Origin of the sequence: Glaciimonas immobilis (assembly GCF_011947285.1) — a bacterium.
Lineage (GTDB): Bacteria > Pseudomonadota > Gammaproteobacteria > Burkholderiales > Burkholderiaceae_D > Glaciimonas > Glaciimonas immobilis.
Window position 1 is genome coordinate 338613 of the sequence record NZ_JAAOZT010000009.1, and the last position, 19305, is coordinate 357917.

At 49.9% G+C, this 19305-nt stretch carries 15 protein-coding genes; 7 read left to right on the forward strand and 8 right to left on the reverse strand.

Annotated features, from left to right (window positions below; all coding sequences use genetic code 11):
- Window positions 1–59: 59 nt before the first annotated feature.
- The 3 genes from HAV38_RS15820 to HAV38_RS15830 all read right to left on the reverse strand — a co-directional run bounded on the left by HAV38_RS15820 (window position 60) and on the right by HAV38_RS15830 (window position 1659).
- Window positions 60–827 carry a class II glutamine amidotransferase gene (locus HAV38_RS15820; protein WP_168056333.1) on the reverse strand — a complete coding sequence of 256 codons (768 nt, stop codon included), beginning with the start codon at window positions 825–827 and terminating at the stop codon, window positions 60–62.
- 22 nt (window positions 828–849) lie between these two features.
- Window positions 850–990 (reverse strand): hypothetical protein, encoded by a 141-nt coding sequence (locus HAV38_RS15825; protein ID WP_168056334.1) that lies wholly within the window; start codon window positions 988–990, stop codon window positions 850–852.
- A gap of 201 nt (window positions 991–1191) precedes the next feature.
- A complete protein-coding gene (locus HAV38_RS15830) occupies window positions 1192–1659 on the reverse strand; it encodes an Lrp/AsnC family transcriptional regulator (protein ID WP_168056335.1) in 468 nt (155 codons plus the stop codon).
- Between the two features lie 117 nt (window positions 1660–1776).
- Between HAV38_RS15830 and rocD the strand changes: the two genes are divergently transcribed.
- From rocD to metH, 3 genes are all read left to right on the forward strand, one after another.
- Window positions 1777–3012 (forward strand): ornithine--oxo-acid transaminase, encoded by a 1236-nt coding sequence (gene rocD / locus HAV38_RS15835; RefSeq protein WP_168056336.1) that lies wholly within the window; start codon window positions 1777–1779, stop codon window positions 3010–3012.
- Window positions 3009–3950 carry a dimethylarginine dimethylaminohydrolase family protein gene (locus HAV38_RS15840; RefSeq protein ID WP_168056337.1) on the forward strand — a complete coding sequence of 314 codons (942 nt, stop codon included), beginning with the start codon at window positions 3009–3011 and terminating at the stop codon, window positions 3948–3950. Before rocD ends, HAV38_RS15840 begins: the two co-directional genes overlap by 4 nt.
- Window positions 3951–4193: 243 nt before the next feature.
- Window positions 4194–7952 carry a methionine synthase gene (gene metH, locus HAV38_RS15845; RefSeq protein WP_168056338.1) on the forward strand — a complete coding sequence of 1253 codons (3759 nt, stop codon included), beginning with the start codon at window positions 4194–4196 and terminating at the stop codon, window positions 7950–7952.
- Window positions 7953–8394: 442 nt separating this feature from the next.
- Here the strand turns inward: metH and HAV38_RS15850 are convergent, their stop codons facing one another.
- The gene (locus tag HAV38_RS15850; RefSeq protein ID WP_168056339.1) at window positions 8395–8592 is read right to left on the reverse strand and encodes a hypothetical protein; all 198 of its coding nucleotides are present in this window, start codon (window positions 8590–8592) and stop codon (window positions 8395–8397) included.
- 549 nt (window positions 8593–9141) lie between these two features.
- On the opposite strand from HAV38_RS15850, the gene fabF reads away from it, so the two are divergent.
- Together fabF and HAV38_RS15860 are read left to right on the forward strand one after the other, a co-directional pair.
- Window positions 9142–10422, forward strand: a complete 1281-nt coding sequence (gene fabF / locus HAV38_RS15855) for a beta-ketoacyl-ACP synthase II (protein ID WP_209216776.1) — start codon at window positions 9142–9144, stop codon at window positions 10420–10422.
- Window positions 10423–10517: 95 nt separating this feature from the next.
- Window positions 10518–10709: a Tn3 family transposase gene (locus tag HAV38_RS15860; RefSeq protein ID WP_168056340.1), complete on the forward strand. Its 192-nt coding sequence runs from the start codon at window positions 10518–10520 to the stop codon at window positions 10707–10709.
- A 4-nt stretch (window positions 10710–10713) separates the two neighbouring features.
- Here the strand turns inward: HAV38_RS15860 and HAV38_RS15865 are convergent, their stop codons facing one another.
- Window positions 10714–11427 (reverse strand): autoinducer binding domain-containing protein, encoded by a 714-nt coding sequence (locus HAV38_RS15865; RefSeq protein WP_168056341.1) that lies wholly within the window; start codon window positions 11425–11427, stop codon window positions 10714–10716.
- A 126-nt stretch (window positions 11428–11553) separates the two neighbouring features.
- Complete coding sequence (locus tag HAV38_RS15870; protein ID WP_168056342.1) at window positions 11554–12903, reverse strand: CitMHS family transporter; 1350 nt, start codon at window positions 12901–12903, stop codon at window positions 11554–11556.
- Window positions 12904–13792: 889 nt separating this feature from the next.
- Between HAV38_RS15870 and HAV38_RS15875 the strand changes: the two genes are divergently transcribed.
- Window positions 13793–14491 (forward strand): LysR family transcriptional regulator, encoded by a 699-nt coding sequence (locus tag HAV38_RS15875; RefSeq protein ID WP_168056343.1) that lies wholly within the window; start codon window positions 13793–13795, stop codon window positions 14489–14491.
- Window positions 14492–14950: 459 nt separating this feature from the next.
- On the opposite strand, the gene HAV38_RS15880 is transcribed toward HAV38_RS15875, so the two are convergent.
- Complete coding sequence (locus tag HAV38_RS15880; protein WP_168056344.1) at window positions 14951–16219, reverse strand: aminotransferase class I/II-fold pyridoxal phosphate-dependent enzyme; 1269 nt, start codon at window positions 16217–16219, stop codon at window positions 14951–14953.
- 128 nt (window positions 16220–16347) lie between these two features.
- Window positions 16348–17346 (reverse strand): DMT family transporter, encoded by a 999-nt coding sequence (locus HAV38_RS15885; RefSeq protein ID WP_168056345.1) that lies wholly within the window; start codon window positions 17344–17346, stop codon window positions 16348–16350.
- A gap of 339 nt (window positions 17347–17685) precedes the next feature.
- Between HAV38_RS15885 and HAV38_RS15890 the strand changes: the two genes are divergently transcribed.
- Complete coding sequence (locus HAV38_RS15890) at window positions 17686–19161, forward strand: hypothetical protein (RefSeq protein ID WP_168056346.1); 1476 nt, start codon at window positions 17686–17688, stop codon at window positions 19159–19161.
- The last annotated feature ends 144 nt before the right edge of the window (window positions 19162–19305 follow it).

The following is a 19305-nucleotide window of genomic DNA, read 5'->3' on the forward strand; positions in this document are numbered from 1 at the left end:
TTTTTCACCATTTTCAGTGCATTCCAGCGCCGCATTTAGGCGCGTCTTTAGACCCGTCCTCAGACCCGCACTTCTCCATCCACAAACACCTTCAATTCCCCCGCGCCAAACTGCACCCAGACCTCGTTGGTGGTCAATGGCGAGGTCACGATCACGGCAACGCGATCCTTGGGCGTCGTTACCTGAGAGAAATCCACAGTCACGTCTTCATCCGAAAGCTTGGCTTCAGCAAACGGAAATTGTCGAATGATGTAATACAAATTGGTGGAGCAATGCGCGAACAAAGCCGATCCGTCAGAAAGCATCATGTTAAACGTGCCGTGCCCGGCGATCTCGGTGGTGAGTTCTTGCAACGCCGTGGTTAGCGCGGACGTAGACGGTAACGTCTCGCCGAAACGCTGTCGCAGTTCTTGCAAAATATAGCAAAACGCCAACTCGCTGTCGGTAGTACCGACCGGGCGAAACGCGCCGTTCAGTTGCGGGGCAAACTCTTTTAAATCACCATTGTGCGCAAACACCCAGTAGCGTCCCCATAACTCGCGAACGAAAGGGTGGCAATTTTCCAGCGCCACTTGCCCTTGTGTCGCCTTGCGAATATGGGCAATGACGTTTTTGGATTTAATCGGACAGCGACGGATTAAGTCCGCCACCGGCGACGCGACTGCCGCCTGGTAATCAACGAAATGGCGCACACCATTGCCTTCAAAAAAGGCAATGCCCCAGCCATCGCTATGATGGTCGGTTTGGCCGCCGCGGGTAGAAAAACCGGTAAAACTAAACACAATGTCGGTCGGTACATTGCAGTTCATTCCAAGTAACTGGCACATAATTTCAGAATAGAATAAGGAATTAAAGTACGCTTAACAGCGAAATAATGTAACGGAAACCCACGGATAACGGTAACACGTGATAGCCGTCGGAAAAATAAATATTGCGGGTCATCAGGCCTATGAGAATCACCAATGCACGTTTGGCCGGTGATATCAACATGCCCGATCACCGTTGATATGACTCGGCGGTTTGGTGTGTACTTCACTATGCGAGCGCGGTTTCGGGTCAATCAGCAAGCAGAATATGACGTATGCATGGTGGCGGTTAAACTTCTTTCTGAAATAAAGAGAAGTATTCATCCGCTTGAATTTTGGGGGACTCAAGGATGCCAGCGCGTTAGTGATCAAGATTGTTATCGCCTTAATCCGCCAACGGCAACGGACTTGGCGACTTTATTTCCTCCAGGCACACCATCGATTTAACGCCCGCCACGCCCGGGACCTGCATCAGCCGATCTGTCAGAAATCCGGATAGCGATTTCAAGTCGTTGGCGACAACTTTAAGCAAATAATCGAAATCGCCGGAAATGGCGTAACACTCCAGGATTTCCGGGAAAGCGCGGATGATTTTTTCGAGCTTTCGCACCTGTTTGAATTGTTCACGAGCGATATTCAGACTGACAAACGCCGTCACACCCAGTCCAATCGCGGCGGGTTCTACCTGTGCCGCATAACCGCGAATAATGCCCTCCTTTTCCAGCCGATGTACGCGCCGGTAGCATTGCGGCGGCGACAAATTTACCTGTTCCGATAACTCCACATTGGATGCCCTGCCATTGGCTTGCAGCATGCGTAAAATAATTTTGTCGTAGCGATCAAGGTTTTCCATTATTTCCAATTTTATGCACGATTCGTGCGCCGAAGTTTAAAAATATGCTCCATTATGCACAATTATTTTTATGTTTTGTGACTATCATGTATTCATAATTAACGACCGGAGCGCATCATGAAAAATCCTGCCATCGCGTTGGAAACACGCTATTGCGCTCATAATTACGCCCCATTACCGGTCGTCCTCAGCAGTGGTCGCGGGGTGTGGCTGATCGATGAAATGGGCAAGCATTATCTCGACATGATGTCCGCGTATTCGGCAGTCAGCTTCGGACACAGCAATCCCACCTTGGTCAGTGCACTGACCCGTCAGGCCAACCGGCTCGCGGTGACTTCGCGTGCGTTTTATACCGATCAATTGGGGCCATTCCTGCAACTACTCTGTGAAATGACCGGGCAACCTAAAGCGCTGCCAATGAATAGCGGTGCAGAAGCAGTCGAAACCGCACTTAAGGCCGCCCGCAAATGGGGGCACAAGGTTAAAGGGATACCCGATAACAGCGCTGAAATCATCGTTTGCAAAGGTAACTTTGGCGGCCGCACTACGACCATTATCGGCTTCTCGTCCGAACCGCAATATCGCGATGGTTTCGGTCCTTTCGCAGCGGGCTTTGTATCGATCCCATTCGGTGATGCCGCGGCACTGGAAGCCGCGATTACACCGCATACTGCCGCGTTTCTGGTCGAGCCAATTCAGGGAGAAGGCGGGATCATCGTGCCGCCAGAAGGCTATCTGACAGCATGCAGTGAAATCTGTTCACGCCATAATGTTCTGCTCATTTGCGACGAAGTGCAAACCGGATTGGGCCGTACCGGCAGATTACTGGCCTGCGATCATGAGAACGTCGTGCCGGACGGCTTGATTCTTGGGAAAGCACTCGGTGGCGGCTTATTGCCGGTGTCGGCATTTTTAGCGCGTGAAGACGTCATGGCGGTATTTACGCCCGGCGATCACGGCAGCACCTTCGGCGGCAATCCGCTTGCCGCTGCGGTCGGTCACGCCGCGCTGTCGCTCTTGCGCGATGATCATTTGCCCGCTGCCGCGGAACGCATGGGCCGCCGTTTGCAAAGTGGATTGCGCGCGATCTCGCATCCCGCGATACGTGCGGTGCGCGGCAAAGGCCTGCTTATCGGCGTAGAACTGGATCCAGCCATTATCTCGGGAAGGGCGTTTTGCGAATTGTTGCTGGAGTTCGGCTTGCTGACCAAAGACACGCATGAAACCGTGGTGCGGTTTGCACCGCCGTTGACGATTAGTGCGGGTGAAATTGATACCGCACTCAGCATTATTCGGAAGGCTTTTGAGGCAATACCAACCGTTACCGAACCCGCCGAGCGGAGTGCCGCATGAGGGCGACCGGAGGATCGGGCGAAACCTCGAACCCGACACTGGGCACCCTCTCGGAAATCAGGACGAGCAGCAGATCGACCTACCTAATGTGTGCACCCGATCATTTCGAGGTTTCCTACATCATTAATCCATGGATGGCAGGCAATATTGCACACGCAGATCGCACTGTTGCATCGCAGCAATGGAACGCATTAACGTCTGCAATCTCTGCCGTCGCAAATATCCAACTGATACAGGGCAGACCCGGCGTCCCCGACATGGTGTTTACCGCCAATGGCGGCGTCGTGCGCGGGAGCAAAGTAGTCCTTTCCAGATTTCGGCATGTTGAGCGGGAGGCCGAAGAAATCTACTTCGCCCGTTGGTTCTTGACGCGCGGTTTTGAAGTGTTGAGGCTGGCACCGCACCTGCCGTTTGAAGGAGCGGGGGACGCATTACTCGACCGAAAAGATGCGTTGTTATGGTTTGGTCACGGACACCGATCCGATGTGGCATGCGCTGGCGCGCTATCGCAACTGCTGGACATTGAAGTGCAGCCGCTACGTTTGGTGGACCCGCGTTTTTATCATCTTGATACGTGTTTCTGTCCACTTGAGGGCGGCGAGGTCATGTATTTCCCCGATGCTTTCGATGCCGCATCTCAGGCCGTTATCACCGCACGCGTTCCGGCACATCGACGGATCATCGTAAGCGCGACGGACGCGTTGTATTTTGCGTGTAACAGCGTCAATTGTGGCAATCACATTTTTCTTAACCGAGCCACCCCGGCATTGGTGGCGACGCTCATGGCACATGGTTATCAAGCGCATCAAACGCCGCTTACGGAGTTTTTAAAGGCTGGTGGTGCGGCTAAATGTCTGACTTTGAAACTAAATGAACCGTTTTCTAACGCGGATTCAGTGCGCTCTGCGAAGATGGTGGATACCGTTGATTTTGGTTGAATTCGGATGATGGTGCCATACTGGTGCCTGGTTTTTGCCTCGTGTCACCATCCAGACGCGCAAAACACAGTATTTCCGGTCAATGGGCCACCGTCCCCAAACTATTGTTTCAAAGGACATAACCCCTTGATTTAACGTATAATTTCCCCTAACTACCGTATGTTCAGCCCGGCGCTTTTGGCGGCCGGGTTTTTTGCATTGTTAACATCGGATCATTACCATTTCAAAGACTAAAGTAAGCCTATGAAGCCCGTCGTCACCGCAACCTCTCCAACCGAAACCCATCTGCGCACGTTATTGTCGCAGCGCATCCTCATACTGGATGGCGCAATGGGCACCATGATTCAGCAATACAAGCTGACGGAAGAAGATTATCGGGGCGGTCCGGAAGGGCGCTTTATCGGGTTTCAAGGTACCGGGCGCGAGTTGTTCGTCAAGGGCAATAATGAGCTGCTGTCGCTAACCCAGCCGGACATCATCAGCGAAGTCCATGAGCAGTATCTGGCCGCCGGTGCCGACCTGATCGAGACCAATACTTTCGGTGCCACCACTGTAGCGCAGGACGATTATCACATGGCGCATCTGGCGTATGAGATGAACGTCGTCTCCGCCCGTCTGGCGCGTGCCGCCTGCGATAAATACTCGACTCCCGACAAGCCGCGTTTCGTCGCTGGCGCACTTGGACCGACACCTAAAACCGCATCGATCTCACCCGATGTCAACGATCCGGCAGCACGTAACGTCACCTTTGATCAGCTCGCCACCGCTTATCTTGAGCAAACCCGTGCGCTGGTCGAAGGCGGTGCCGACGTGTTGCTGGTCGAAACCATTTTCGACACGCTTAATTGTAAGGCAGCGTTGTTCGCGATTGATACCTTCTTTGAAGAGTCCGGTCTGCGCTTGCCGATCATGATTTCTGGCACCGTGACCGATGCTTCCGGCCGTATTTTATCCGGGCAAACGGTACCGGCTTTCTGGAACTCGATTCGCCACGCCAATCCCCTCACCGTGGGTCTTAACTGTGCATTGGGTGCGGCGCTGATGCGCCCGTACGCCGAAGAGTTATCCAAGATTGCCGATACCTTTGTCTGTATCTATCCGAACGCTGGTTTGCCCAATCCGATGAGCGATACCGGTTTCGATGAGACACCGGATGTGACCTCATCATTGCTCAAAGACTTCGCAGAAAGCGGCTTCGTTAACATCGCTGGCGGTTGCTGTGGCACTACGCCCGATCACATCAGAGCGATTGCCGATACCGTCGCCAACATTGCGCCGCGTCAAGTGCCCGAGACCACGCATGAGATGCGCCTGTCCGGCCTCGAACCATTTACCATCGACGACAGTTCGTTGTTCGTCAACGTCGGCGAGCGGACTAACGTCACCGGATCGAAAGCTTTCGCGCGGCTGATTCTGAATGAGCAATACGACGAAGCGCTGACGGTAGCGCGGCAGCAGGTAGAAAACGGCGCCCAAATCATCGACATCAACATGGATGAGGCGATGCTGGATTCGTTAGCAGCGATGACGCGCTTTTTACATCTGATTGCTTCCGAGCCGGACATCGCCCGCGTACCGATCATGATCGACTCATCCAAATGGTCGGTGATTGAGGCGGGTCTAAAATGCGTGCAGGGCAAAGCCATCGTCAACTCGATTTCGATGAAAGAAGGCGAGGCGGAATTCATCCGTCAGGCCACATTGTGTCGTCGCTACGGTGCCGCGGTCATCGTCATGGCTTTCGATGAAAAAGGTCAGGCCGATACCTACGAACGCAAGACCGAAATTTGCAAACGCGCTTATGACATTCTGGTTGAGCAAGTGGGCATACCGCCCGAAGATATCATTTTCGATCCCAATATTTTTGCCATCGCTACCGGCATCGAAGAGCACAACAACTACGCCGTAGACTTCATCAACGCCACGCGCTGGATTCATCAAAATCTGCCGTACGCAAAGATCAGCGGCGGCGTGTCCAACGTCAGCTTCAGCTTCCGCGGCAATGATCCCGCACGCGAGGCGATCCACACCGTGTTCTTGTATCACGCGATCAAAGCGGGCATGACGATGGGCATCGTCAACGCCGGTATGATGGGCGTGTATGACAGTTTGCCAGCCGAATTACGCGAGCGGGTCGAAGACGTCGTGCTGAACCGGCGCGATGATGCGACCGAACGCATGATCGAGATCGCCTCCACCTTAAAGGCTGGCGCGAAGAAAGAAGAAGAAACGCTGGAATGGCGCAGCGGCACCGTGCAGCAACGTTTATCGCATGCGCTGGTGCAGGGCATTACGCAGTGGATCGTGGAAGATACCGAAGAAGCACGCCAGGAATTGCTGCATAACGGCGGTCGTCCGATCCATGTGATCGAGGGGCCGTTGATGGACGGTATGAACGTGGTTGGCGATCTGTTCGGTCAAGGCAAAATGTTTTTGCCGCAAGTTGTCAAATCCGCGCGCGTCATGAAACAGGCGGTGGCCCATTTGATTCCGTTCATCGAGGAAGAAAAACGCCTTGATGAAGAACGCACCGGCATCGCCGCCAAACCGAAAGGCAAGATCGTCATCGCCACGGTCAAAGGCGACGTCCACGATATCGGCAAAAACATCGTTTCGGTGGTCCTGCAATGTAATAACTTTGAAGTCGTCAACATGGGCGTGATGGTCCCGTGTTCCGAGATCTTGGCAATGGCCAAAGCGGAAAACGCCGACATCATCGGTCTCAGTGGATTGATCACACCGTCGCTGGAAGAGATGGCCTACGTCGCCAAAGAAATGCAACGCGATCCGTATTTCCGCAGCGTAAAAATGCCGCTCTTGATTGGTGGTGCGACCACCAGTCGCGCCCATACCGCCGTGAAGATTGCGCCGAATTATGAAGGCCCGGTAGTCTACGTCCCCGATGCATCACGTTCAGTCTCGGTAGCACAATCGCTGCTGACGCCAGAACAGCGCGACCAATACGTTGCCGAAATCGCCGTCGACTACGAACGTATTCGCGTCCAGCACGCCAACAAAAAAGCAGTGCCAATGCTGAAGCTGGCGGATGCACGAGCAAACCGCACCAAGCTCGATTTTGCACCGGTAAAGCCAAAATTTATCGGTCGCCGTTTATTCAAGAATGTCGACCTCGGTACCTTGGCGCGATACATCGACTGGGGTCCGTTCTTCCAAACCTGGGACCTGGCAGGACCGTATCCGGCCATTTTGACCGATGAAGTTGTCGGTGACGCCGCCAGCAAAGTGTTTGAAGAAGGTAAGGCGCTACTCAAAAAAGTTATTGATGGTCGCTGGCTGACCGCCAACGGTGTCATCGCCTTGTTACCGGCAAATACGGTCAATGATGACGACATTGAAGTCTATACCGACGAGACCCGCACGAAGGTCGCCTTCACCTATTACGGCACCCGTCAACAAACCGTAAAACCGGTGATTGATGGCGTTGCAAGACCTAACCAATGTCTGGCAGATTTTATCGCGCCGAAGTCATCTGGAACCGCCGATTACATCGGCCTGTTTGCCGTCACTGCGGGACTTGGTATCGAGAAATACGAGAAGCGTTTTGAAGACGCGCATGATGACTATTCATCGATCATGCTAAAGTCTTTGGCAGACCGTTTGGCGGAAGCATTTGCAGAATATTTACACGAGCGCGTGCGTAAAGATTTATGGGGTTATGCGCCGACCGAAGATTTATCCAGCGAAGCGCTGATCAAAGAAACCTACAGCGGCATCCGCCCCGCACCCGGCTATCCGGCATGTCCGGAGCACACGGTTAAAGCCGACATGTTCAAAGTATTACAATGCGAAGAAATCGGCATGCTATTGACCGAATCTTACGCGATGTTCCCCGGCGCGGCAGTATCGGGCTTTTACATGGCGCATCCGGAGTCGAAGTATTTCGTGGTAGGCAAGATCGGCGACGATCAGGTCAGCGATATGGCGAAGCGACGGGATGTGCCGAAAGAAGAAATTGAACGTTGGTTGGCACCGAATTTGTAATTATTCAACTAAATGTGGTCCGCCAGATAGAGCCTGACAGCGATCAGGATAGAAGTCACCCGATGCCACGTCACCAGCGCTCTCAAGAAAATCAATGTCCAGAGTGGATTTGATGGCAAGGGTCGTCGGGGTATACCGTTGTTTTAAAGTGACCGTAGCCCAGCGTGAAATTCGACCACGGTTTGCTGTACGCCTGCGCTGGCGCAATGTAACCACGCCGCAACTTGGTAGCTACTTGCGCTCTTTCAAGCGCTGTCGTCTACATTTCGGATATTGTCCTTTAAACCCTTTTTAGTTGCACGTTACTTGTTAAAAATCTAGGTAATACACCGGCGCAGGCGCCGGTGCGTGATTGAGAGCGGAACATGGGCCTTTTACAAAATTTTGCGCCAAAGAGGCTTTACTCAAGGCTAAATGACCACCCTAACCGGCGCCTCCACCCTCACATGAGAGTTTTGACAAAGTTTGCTGCCGCATCAAGTGACCCTTGCGGATCAACTGTGCCAGAAGTTTGGAAAAAGGCGGAAAGAGCACGAGCTTGGTCATTTGTGAGGGTAGAAACGGTTGAGGAGACGATCTCGCCTCCCGATACCATTTCAATATCATCATTGGTCAATTGTCGAAAAATACTTTGTGACATAAAGTTCTCCTGGAACTGTACATGAGGGAGGGCACTGTCGCGTTCGGATGACCGCCCTTAAAAACGGCCTGTGAGACGACTTGCACGGGTCCGGTCACAAAATGGTACCGGACTCCCTTCAATATAGTTCCAGCAGGAAATAAAGTAAAAGCAGTTATTGACAGGCATTGCGCGTTTAGCTTGAATGTTGGGCTTGCCAGAGAGCCATCTCGATCGGTGGCCTATAGTATGTCCAGCATCAACGCCGCACCAAACAACAGCAGCGAAAATCCTCACATCCAGAAGAATGCATCCCGGCGCGGCCAGTCCTTCAAAACTATAAACATTGATAGTTACATTACTACCTTAATCTCATCATAATTGGCTTATTGCAATACGTGATATTTTTCAGGGATGAGGTAATGAAGCGGACGCCCTTCGTGCTGAAGGGCGGGTCGTCTCCATCGGACGGCGCGTCGCCTTTGCGGAGGCAACGTTAAAGGACGCCAGAGGCGGGCTCTACGCCGCTACGTCGACACTCCTGCTCATGGAGCGGTAACCCAGAAGATAATGAAAAGTAATCATAAGATGAGAATTGTTGTCACCGGTATGGGAGTTGTCTCGCCGCTGGGCTGCGGCGTCGACTTTGCCTGGTCAGACCTTATCGCTGGTCGGTCTGGCATCCGGCGTCTGGCTCCCGAATTTGCAGCCGATGTACCTTGCCAGGTCGCCGGTCTCGTTCCGTTATCGGGCGAATTGGGTGGTTTCGACGTTGACACAGTTGTTTCCAGTAAAGACCAAAAGAAGATGGACCGCTTCATCCAGTTCGCGCTTGGCGCAGCGGATGAAGCTATATCCCAAGCGGGGTGGCGCCCTGAAACCGAAGCGCAGCGTGTGCGCACAGCGACCGTGATTGCATCTGGCATCGGAGGCTTTCCTTTGATTGCGGAAGCCGTTCGTGTTACCGATGCGCGCGGCGCACGCCGCTTATCGCCATTTACTATTCCGTCGTTTCTGTCAAATCTCGCTGCGGGTTGGGTCTCGATCCAGCACGGCTACAAGGGGCCGCTCGGCGCACCCACGACCGCTTGCGCCGCGAGTGTTCAAGCCATTGGAGATGCGGCGCGTCTCATCCGGGCTGGCGAGGCTGATATCGCGATTTGTGGCGGTGCGGAGGCCGCCATTGATCGGGTCAGTCTTGGCGGGTTTGCCGCTGCGCGAGCGCTTTCAACTAACTTCAATGACAATCCGACAGCGGCCTCGCGCCCCTTCGACTCATCTCGCGACGGTTTTGTAATGGGTGAAGGAGCAGGAATAGTTGTGATCGAGTCGCTCCAACACGCACTGTCCCGAGGTGCCTCGCCATTAGCCGAATTAATCGGGTATGGCACTAGCGCCGATGCCTATCATCTGACCGCTGGTCCAGACACGGGCGAGGGCGCGGCCAGATCCATGCAGGCCGCACTGGACCAGGCTGGACTGCAGGCGTCGGTCGTCCGCCATGTCAACGCGCATGCCACGTCAACACCAGTTGGGGATCGTGGCGAAATTGCTGCCCTCAAAACGGTCTTTGGCGAAGTTAATGGTCCGGCGATCAGTGCAACCAAATCGGCGACAGGGCACATGCTCGGTGCAGCGGGCGGGATAGAGGCAATCTTTACGTTGATGGCACTGCGAGACCAGATGCTCCCGCCAACGTTAAATCTCGTCGATCCCGATCCGCTCGCTGCAGGGCTTGATCTCGTGGGACCGAACGCACGGCCGTGGGAATTCGACTATGCGATTTCGAATGGCTTCGGGTTCGGCGGCGTCAACGCTAGTGTGCTTTTCAAACGTTGGACAGGAATTTGAGCTTTGGCAGTTGATGCGGCGAATTTTTTCGACTGCGGGTGGCCAAAGTGCCGAAGGAGTCGATTTACTTCGCTACCGACTTGGTCCAGGAGCACGTGCGCGACGAACAGTTGAAGGTCATCAAATACAACAACTTGATCGCCGACTTGCTAATTTTCCACAATTGGAAGAGCATGACGTACACACTAATAGGACTAATGGCGCTGCAGGACGAAGGGATGGTATTGACGCCGGAGATTCTGCGCGCGCTGAGCCTGTACCGGCAGCGCCCAGTTCACTTGAACTAAAAAACTAAAAAATTAGACCTAAGGCCGTAGCTTTTACCGCAGCTTGCGTTTTATTTATTACAGCCATTTTTTTTATTACATTTGCAACATGAAAATTAACTGTGCTATCTGCAATTGATAGGATTTTTCCAATTTCCGACGCGGTTTTTCCGAGAGCCGTCCACTTCAGAACTTCCTTCTCGCGTTTGGTCATTTCGGAGCAGGATTCGGTAGTAAATTGGGGTGCCAAATACTTGGATATTCCTTTGTGAACCAAATGTGACAGGCCTATGAGGTCAACACGCTTAAATTTAGTAAATCGTTTAGCCACTGCCTGGCTTCCTCTGGCCACGGTGAAGAGGGCATTTACTCCAATCCCCACTCGATGACTTTGTATCCATCCAGAATGTAGACCCGCCCGTTCCATGTCAGCCCAAAGATGGGGTGTTGTTTCGAAAGTTTTTTGAGTCCATGCCAATGGAGCCGAATTCAATAACGCGTATCGAACCGCAGGATCAATTTCAATATAACCGCGCTCATCATAAATATCCTGCCAAGACACAGGGTAATTGCTAAACAATACACCCCTATCTTTAACGATCGGAATAGCTGCTTTTATCCCATAAGCGCAGTATTCGTAACCAAGTTCTTTTGCCACTTGAACAGCCGAACTAAAAATCCGCTGGGTGCGCGTAATAACGTCTTTGTCTGAAATTTTATTGATTAAATACCCTGTCATCGTTGCTCGTCTCCCTATAATTTTAGATAAACCGTTGGCCTCAAAACTTTTTCCAAGAAAAAATTTCGAGGGAAGCTCACTCGGAAATTCGAAGTGATTTATATTGCAATCATCGGTTTATGAGGCCTACATCAAATCAAGCATCAGCGCCGCACCAAACAACAACAGCGAAAATCCCCACATCCAGAAGAATGCATAGCGGATATACGCCCCTATCTCAAGCTGGGCCAATCCAAGCGCCATCCAGAGTGCTGGCGAGAACGGGCTGATAAAAGTGCCGAGGACGTTCCCTATCGTTAATGCGTGGACGATATTTGCAGCAGGCACACCGTGCTCGGATACGATTTGCACGACTACCGGTAGCAGGCCGAAATAGTAGGCATCGGTACTGAGTAACAACTCCATCGGAAAACCGAAAAATCCGAGTATCAAGTGCAGATGGGGGACCGTCGCCGTCGGCAAAATATTTACCAGATCGTTAGCTATCGCCCGTAGCATGCCGCTGCCATCCATAATCCCCAGAAACGATCCCGCTGCCAAAATAATCCCACCCATCATCATCGCGCTTTGAGCGTGCGCCGAGATGCGTTTTGCCTGTTCGTCCACGGTCGGATAATTGATGATGAGCGCGATGGACAAGCCGATCATGAAAATATAGGCGGAAGGTAAGATGCCACCGATCAGGCTAGCGAGTACGGCGGCGAAAATAGCAGTGTTTACCCAGATTAATTTCGGTCGTAGTAAGGCCTCTTCCTGAGCCGACATTTGATGCGCAATATCAGCTTCCGCATCTTCAGCCGCATCGACAACAATGGCGGTATTCGCACCATCGTTGAGGTTAATTTGGCCGCCTTGAGCCATTGCGATACGGCGCTTTTCTGCGAGACCAAAAATGCTGGCCATGGCAATCAGCAGTACCGCCCCGATGATCTGTATCGGTATCAACGGCTGCCACAATGAGGTGACTTCAATCCCGGTGACCGCAGCAGCTCGTCCCAAAGGTCCGGCCCACGGCAACATGTTGAAGATACCGGCACCGGTTGCCAGTAGCATTAACATCAGATATGGGTTCATTTTAAGTTTTTTGTAGAGCGGCAGCAGTGCTGGAATTGTCATCAAAAAGGTCGTAGCGCCAGCGCCGTCCAGATGCGCTAGCATGCCCAATATCGCGGTGCCGATAGCCACCGTAACAACGTTTCCTCTGGTCAGCGTCACCATGCCGCGAATCAAGGGGCGAAATAATCCGGCATCTTGCATGACGCCAAAAAAGGTAATCGCAAAAATAAACATCGTCGCCACCGGCATGACTTTGGTGAGTCCGGCGGAATAGAACGCACCGATTTCAGGTATCGAAAATCCGGCTAGTACTGCACCGGTCAACGGTATCAGTACTAACCCGATGATTGGTGACACTTTGCGCCAGAGCAGTAACAAAACGAGTGTCACCAGCGTGAACAGTCCGATTAACGTAAGCACGGGAATATCTTTCTCATGAGAAATAATTTGCTTAATATAATATGAAATGCGCTCGGGATGACGTTTTGCACCGAGAGTTAGGGAAATTACTTATGATTTAGGAAAAATCTTGATAGGGTTTCAAGAGATTAGTCGCAATCGGAGCGCACATGTGTGAACCGTTTTGATAAGGCGGGCGAAAATTCCCTCTCTTTATTTTTGACGCGCAGTTATTCAGCGCGCTTGAACGCGGGTTTCCAGACATGTTTTTAGAAAATTTGCAGGCAGGTTTTGGGGCACCGCCTTCAGCGCTATGCTGAAAAATTATCTTGGAATGGCACCGATAGCACCGGTTTTAAATGCCATCCATAAGTATTTCACTAGTCTTTGTATTGAGGGGCCACGATTTTGGAGGTCTTTCAGGAGGCGTGTGTTAAAAACTGATTTGGTAAACCACATGCGCATTTTTGAGAAGTGTGACCCATCGGCCATACGCATTCTGGTCGTACCTAAAGTCCACACAACAAGACAGCGCTTGCTTAAAAATATTTACCTTACTGATGGTCCTCAATGGTTATCGTCATCAAACTTACAGTCGCTTTATTCTTGTTATTCGCAGGTGTTTTTTCAGTCCAAATAACGAGGTCATCAAAACTCCTGCCAGCGAAGAACTGCGTCAGAGCAGCTAGGTTAAGGCCGCTGAGCTTCGGCGCAAATTACACGCACCGAATGTTGCGTTGCCATCTCCGCCGTCACGGCATCTCCAGAAGACGTCAATTTGCTCACGCTACCTGATGAGTCGCCTTGTTTTGAGATTTACCAATTCGACTTATTGTTAGGCCCCTAAAATTAACAGTCAAGTATTGTTAAATTTGGCATCTATATCAAAATCGCCCCCGGAGTAAATTATATGGATCTCAACCAGTTAAAAACATTTGTTGCTGTGGCCGAAGAGGCCAACCTCACCAGAGCCTCCGAAATTTTGTTTCTCAGTCAGCCTGCGGTAAGTGCTCAAATCAAGGCGTTGGAAGCGGAACTAGGCCTTACTTTGTTTAACCGTAACGCAAGAGGAATGACGTTAACAGTTGCCGGCAATGTGTTGAAACAAGATGCCTTGCGTGCCCTCAGTGCAGCGAAGAATGTCCTTTCACGCGCACAAGCCTTCCGGTCTAGCTTAATTGGCAAGTGCAATATTGGCACAATTTCCGAACCGGTCGTGTTACATCTTGCAGAACTGCTCTCTACTCTAATGAAGACGCATCCCAATTTGTCCATGACATTAACGCAAAGTATCTCGGGTATCGTGATCGATCAATTATTGGAAGGAAAATTGCATGGAGGATATGTTATTGGCAATGTCAATGATGCGAGGATCGCTTGTATCCCCGTTAGTCCGATTGCTTTGCGCATTGTTGCTCCTTACGACTGGAAAGACAAAATCACACATGCTGACTGGAAAGATATAGCCCGATTGCCTTGGATTTCTATGCCGCAAAAGTGTTCTTTCAGTAAGATTACGGAAAGAATTTTTGCAAGGAATGGGCTTACATTGTCTAGCGTGGTTGCGGTTGATCAAGAAGAAACGCATCCGGCATTGGCTTGGCCTTAATGCGCGAAGACGTCGCGCTCGTCGCGGAATCTAAAAAAGAGTTAGTGATATGGCCGCAAAGTGCTGAAACAAGCACGCTTAATTTTATCTACCTACACTCTGAAGCGGACTCTCCAATCGTGCACGCCCTGAGACAAGGAATTAATGCAGTGTGGAAATTACCTTCTAACCAAAAAATGCCAATCCTCGATTGAATATGGCAGAAATAAAACAAAGACGATTCCGTATGTGGACAATCGCCTTTATTGCATTTCGTTAGCAAATACTCTCTACCAATTTTTGTAGCTCGTCAGCACGCACTTTTCCGCTATCTGCTCCGGCGCCAGGACGGCACCGCCAGCGGAAAAAATAGCTATTTGGTTTTCATCGTAGGCGCCCAACGCCTTTTGGATGGGACAATAAATCATCGGGTCCCGCAATAGTATTGATGCCAGATTCCGTCGTGGAATTGATCGCAGATTATTTTTTGGAGAGAGAAGTTTGTTGCTTTTGCAAAGTAGCCAATCCATCTAATATCGCTTGAACCGCCTCAGCGGTGATGCCGATATGAAAATTCAGTAAAATAGAATTTTTGGTGATCCGATTAATATACACACCATGTTCACTATATAAATAAGACTGCACTTCAACGGCGGTCAGATCCAGTGCCTGTATGTTGATTGATAGTTTGCAAGGATCTTCACAAACAAAACGATTCATGTCGCCGAGATCGGGCAGCGAGTTGATGTAGTAGCATGACCACGCGGTCCCGATTTCCAATTTTTTTCTGAACTCTTTTGCAAGTGATAAGGCATTACTCAAAAGATGTTCTCCCTCTTGCTCCATTTGCGCGCGCGCCATATCCAGCGAGGCTAAGATTGGATAGCTGGGCGAAGTGCTGTGAATACGAAATTTTTCAATATTCAGTTTCTCTCGCAAAGTTTCCGAGCCACGAAAATGAATCATAGAAGCCTGACGTAATGCGCTCAAGGACTTATGTGAAGATTGTGTGCATACCAATTCCAGATCAGGATAGTCGCGCATCAAGCCATCGATATGCATGGCGGTAATTTCTTTTAATGCTGGATTAAAATAATTTGCTGCTCCCCAGGCTTCATCAATCAGAAATTTTCTGGTGCGTATGCCGGAATCGAGCAATTCACGCAAGATCATTGGGATGTTGTAAATCACGCCTTCGTGCGATTGCGCGGTAAGAACGATCAGTTCGTAGCTTTGATTCTTTTTTTCTGCATTTTGAACAACCTCTATTAGTGAGGCGATATGCCATATGCTGCGCTCACTTTGATCGCAGCGAAACTGCGGCCAGATGTAATGAACCGAAGCCTTTAATGTATTCAAGTAAAAATGAATCAATTGATGACAGCTTTGATCGATTAGAACAAATCTCTCAGAGCACTGGTATAAGGCCGAGATTGCGATCTGATTGCTGGTCGTTGTGCCCGTTGTCACGTAGAGCGTTCCATCGGCGTTAAATAATGCCGCCGCCAAATCTTCCGATTCGCGAATGACCGATTTCGAAAAAAAGAAACTGTCGAATAATTTCCCCGTGATGGTTAATTCTGTACCGAAGAAGTTCTTTCCAAAAAGCGCATGGTACTTTCCACCTAGCTCGTCGTCGCTGAGGGAGTTGCCCTGATAAATCGGAAAAGCATGAAATGAATATTTGGTCGTTTCACGTAAGGTAAGTATCGCATCTGCGATCGGCGTTTTGTAATGCGTAGTGAGCATGATATAAACCTCTATGAGATAAATCGACACCAGTAATCAATATAAAACTTCGGAGCAAGGTGGATGCCGATCACAATAAAAGTCAGCATCTTTTTCGTGTTCTTGCATCGTATGCCTGCTACCCAGAATCATTTAGACGCGCAGGCTGCAAACTTAGGGATATTCAATTTGACCTCGCCTGATGGTGCAGACAACACCTTGTTTTTTTGTATTTGACGTTGATACAGGTTATTTAGAATTAAGCTAAATGCGACCAGGCATGCTCCGGTGATTTGCATGTTTTCTGGTACGACGCCGCTCAGCGAGGAGATGCTAAAAGCTGTGATTGGTACGACATCCATAAACAGCACGCCATTTAAAGGCGTGAGTATCTTGTTGCCGATATTCCAGCACAGCACGCCAACAAATCCCGCAATAAGGGCCATGTAGACAAGATGCGGCGCCACTTTCGAGACTGCTGCCATTGTTGTGACCGGGATAACGCCTACAAACATTAATATTGCAACGACTGCAAAGACACTCGTCAGGCCAAGTACTGTCGTGATGGCTGTGTAGCGGTATGGACTCCATTTTGGGAAATACGAGGCCCCGATTGTGTAAAACACCCAGCACAAGGCACCAATAATGAGAGGTATATTGGCTTGGTAGGTAGATGGTGTGGTCAAAACGGCATGAATATCTCCTTTTGTGATGACTAGCAAGACACCGATAAACGACATCAAGATAAAACAGAACGAGAAGAAAGGGGGACGTACCTTTTTCAGAACCCATATCACGCACAGCGCCAGCATCGGCATGGTTGCCATCATGATTGATGCGCTTAGCGCACCGCCTGATCCGGCTAGCTTTTGCCCGAGAAAGACTAAAAAGCCAAATCCGGCAAATCCTGCGGTGCCAAATAGCCAGGCCAGGCCCCATCGTTCTCCTTTCAACGATAATGCGCGTGTTCCTTCGCGAAAAATAAGCAATGCAATAAATGCGATGGCTGCAATGGAATAACGTAATGCCGTGAAGGTAAATGGATCCATGTACTTCAAGGCATCGGTCATGACGGGAAACATAGCCCCCCAGGAAAGAGTGGCTGCAAAGCAGCACAGTATTCCTGTTAAGTATTTTTTTGTTTGCATTGTTTTGCTCCAAGTTAGTGGTACCGCTTTTAACCAGCGACCAGCGAACTTTAATGACATGCTCTTTAAAAATCCATTCACTTTTTTTGAATGCCGTCATCAATAGCCCTGATGGGTATGCGATCAACAGCGTTTCAGGCGAATATTATGCAAAATTTGATGGCTTAAATTCTTGACTAAAACGCGCAAAGCAGTTCTGCAAATTACCTGAACAATAAATTGTTTTGATCGTTTTATGATTGCATCCTGAGATATGGACAATGTAAAGTTTTAGATTCGAATGACCGTTTCTCATATTCATTTCTCATACTTATTTAGACTAAAAATTTTTCAGAATTCATGCCAATTTCTCCTCCTCCCGGTAGCCATTCCGGAACTGCTACGGCAGGACCCGCGAATGTCACAGCTCTAGAAAAAACGGAATTAGCCAAGACTGTCGTTATGGCTAAAAGCACCGCCGAGTCAATCCCGGTTCAACCAGTTCTGGACTATCGAGACCCGAACCAAATTCAAAAGCCGAGCGGGCGGGAATCAGCGTTGCTACAGATACGATCTGACATTGCGTCTGATGACGGCGATCCACAACAAAATAGCCGCGCGATTGCCGCTTCAGTCGCTGCGGTGATCAACAGAGATTCGCCGACAACTTCGCAAGATGCAAAGATTTTCCGCTCCTCTGAATCTCCAGGTATGGATACTCTCTTACCAGTGCAGAAAATGACAGCAGAGGGCTTAACAGCACTCTACGAAGAGATGGGGGATAGTTTTGCTCGCGGGGTCAGCTTGCAACGAAATGTCTGGAACTTTGTGCGCCACAAAGCAGCGGCGACAAACCAATCTATTGCCACTATTGCAGCATGGCTTTCTGATGCAGTTTTCCACACAATAGTAAAAAAACCAAGCCATCTAAAGAATTCATCCGAGTCCTTATGTTTTGAGATACTGCGGGGTATTATTCTTATGGAGGAAAAAGAAGTCTCTTTAACGCAAGCTTGCCGGGGCGTTCCTGCTTATTGCGACATTCCACAAAAAAATTATTGGCGTCTGATTACTGACAGCAATCACATCACAATTGATGACTCCGGTAAAGTTGATGGGGAGAATGCATCAGGATGTATGGGGGGATTGTTAGGCGGGTTAGCCTACATGCTTGAAACACAGCATGAAAAACTTAGTAGTCATTTACTTGAAGAATTCCATGATCACAGTATCGACGGCGTTGTCGATAAAAGACGGGCTTCCCGTTATGAAATTTTTACTAAGCCCACACCCAAGAAATACACCTGTTTTTTTAACAAAGGATATCGCGACGGTAGTGTCGACTATAAGATTTATAAGACGACGGAGGCGGGACAGGCAGAGTGGAAGGCGTTGGGAATTGCGTTGGAATTCAACGCAGAGAAAAAATTCTATATACCAAAAGCTATAAAAAATAGCCCTGAAAATGATTTTTCAACTTCTGCAGGTATATATATTAGTCCGAAACTCAGAACGAGCCAGGAGTGTGCAGAGTTGGCTCAAAAATTTATTGATGACTATCACCAGGATATTCAAACGGCAAGTGGCGATATAGGAAAAATAGAAACAGTTATCGCCAAACTTTGCATCAGTCTCGCAAGGCATCACCTTTTCAATGAGGGCAATACTTATATGATTGCCTCTCTCGTCATGAACAAGCTCAGACAACAAAACGGTCTTCCTCTAACGCTTCTTAGCGATCCACATATTCTGGAGGGTTATGGATGCGAAGAAGTAGCTCAGAATATGCGAGACGGGGTCCCCAGGTTTAACCAGTTAAAAGTCCCACTTGGTTAAGAACACGCTTAAGTGGCGCAATCCATATACAGCGTTTTGATGCTCACCGTGATTGCGACGCGATCTCTTGATGAACAGCGATTTGGATACATAGATAAAGTGGCAGCGGCCGATTCCTGCGTATATTTCTGCTCACGTTCTCAT

Bases quoted from the DNA above. Each gene is read 5' to 3' on its own strand.
- HAV38_RS15865 (WP_168056341.1), bottom strand. From the start codon at position 11,427: ATGACAGGGTATTTAATCAATAAAATTTCAGACAAAGACGTTATTACG.
- metH (WP_168056338.1), top strand. From the start codon at position 4,194: ATGAAGCCCGTCGTCACCGCAACCTCTCCAACCGAAACCCATCTGCGC.
- HAV38_RS15830 (WP_168056335.1), bottom strand. From the start codon at position 1,659: ATGGAAAACCTTGATCGCTACGACAAAATTATTTTACGCATGCTGCAA.
- HAV38_RS15840 (WP_168056337.1), top strand. From the start codon at position 3,009: ATGAGGGCGACCGGAGGATCGGGCGAAACCTCGAACCCGACACTGGGC.
- HAV38_RS15875 (WP_168056343.1), top strand. From the start codon at position 13,793: ATGGATCTCAACCAGTTAAAAACATTTGTTGCTGTGGCCGAAGAGGCC.
- HAV38_RS15825 (WP_168056334.1), bottom strand. From the start codon at position 990: ATGTTGATATCACCGGCCAAACGTGCATTGGTGATTCTCATAGGCCTG.
- HAV38_RS15850 (WP_168056339.1), bottom strand. From the start codon at position 8,592: ATGTCACAAAGTATTTTTCGACAATTGACCAATGATGATATTGAAATG.
- HAV38_RS15820 (WP_168056333.1), bottom strand. From the start codon at position 827: ATGTGCCAGTTACTTGGAATGAACTGCAATGTACCGACCGACATTGTG.
- fabF (WP_209216776.1), top strand. From the start codon at position 9,142: ATGAAAAGTAATCATAAGATGAGAATTGTTGTCACCGGTATGGGAGTT.
- HAV38_RS15885 (WP_168056345.1), bottom strand. From the start codon at position 17,346: ATGCAAACAAAAAAATACTTAACAGGAATACTGTGCTGCTTTGCAGCC.
- HAV38_RS15880 (WP_168056344.1), bottom strand. From the start codon at position 16,219: ATGCTCACTACGCATTACAAAACGCCGATCGCAGATGCGATACTTACC.
- rocD (WP_168056336.1), top strand. From the start codon at position 1,777: ATGAAAAATCCTGCCATCGCGTTGGAAACACGCTATTGCGCTCATAAT.
- HAV38_RS15890 (WP_168056346.1), top strand. From the start codon at position 17,686: ATGCCAATTTCTCCTCCTCCCGGTAGCCATTCCGGAACTGCTACGGCA.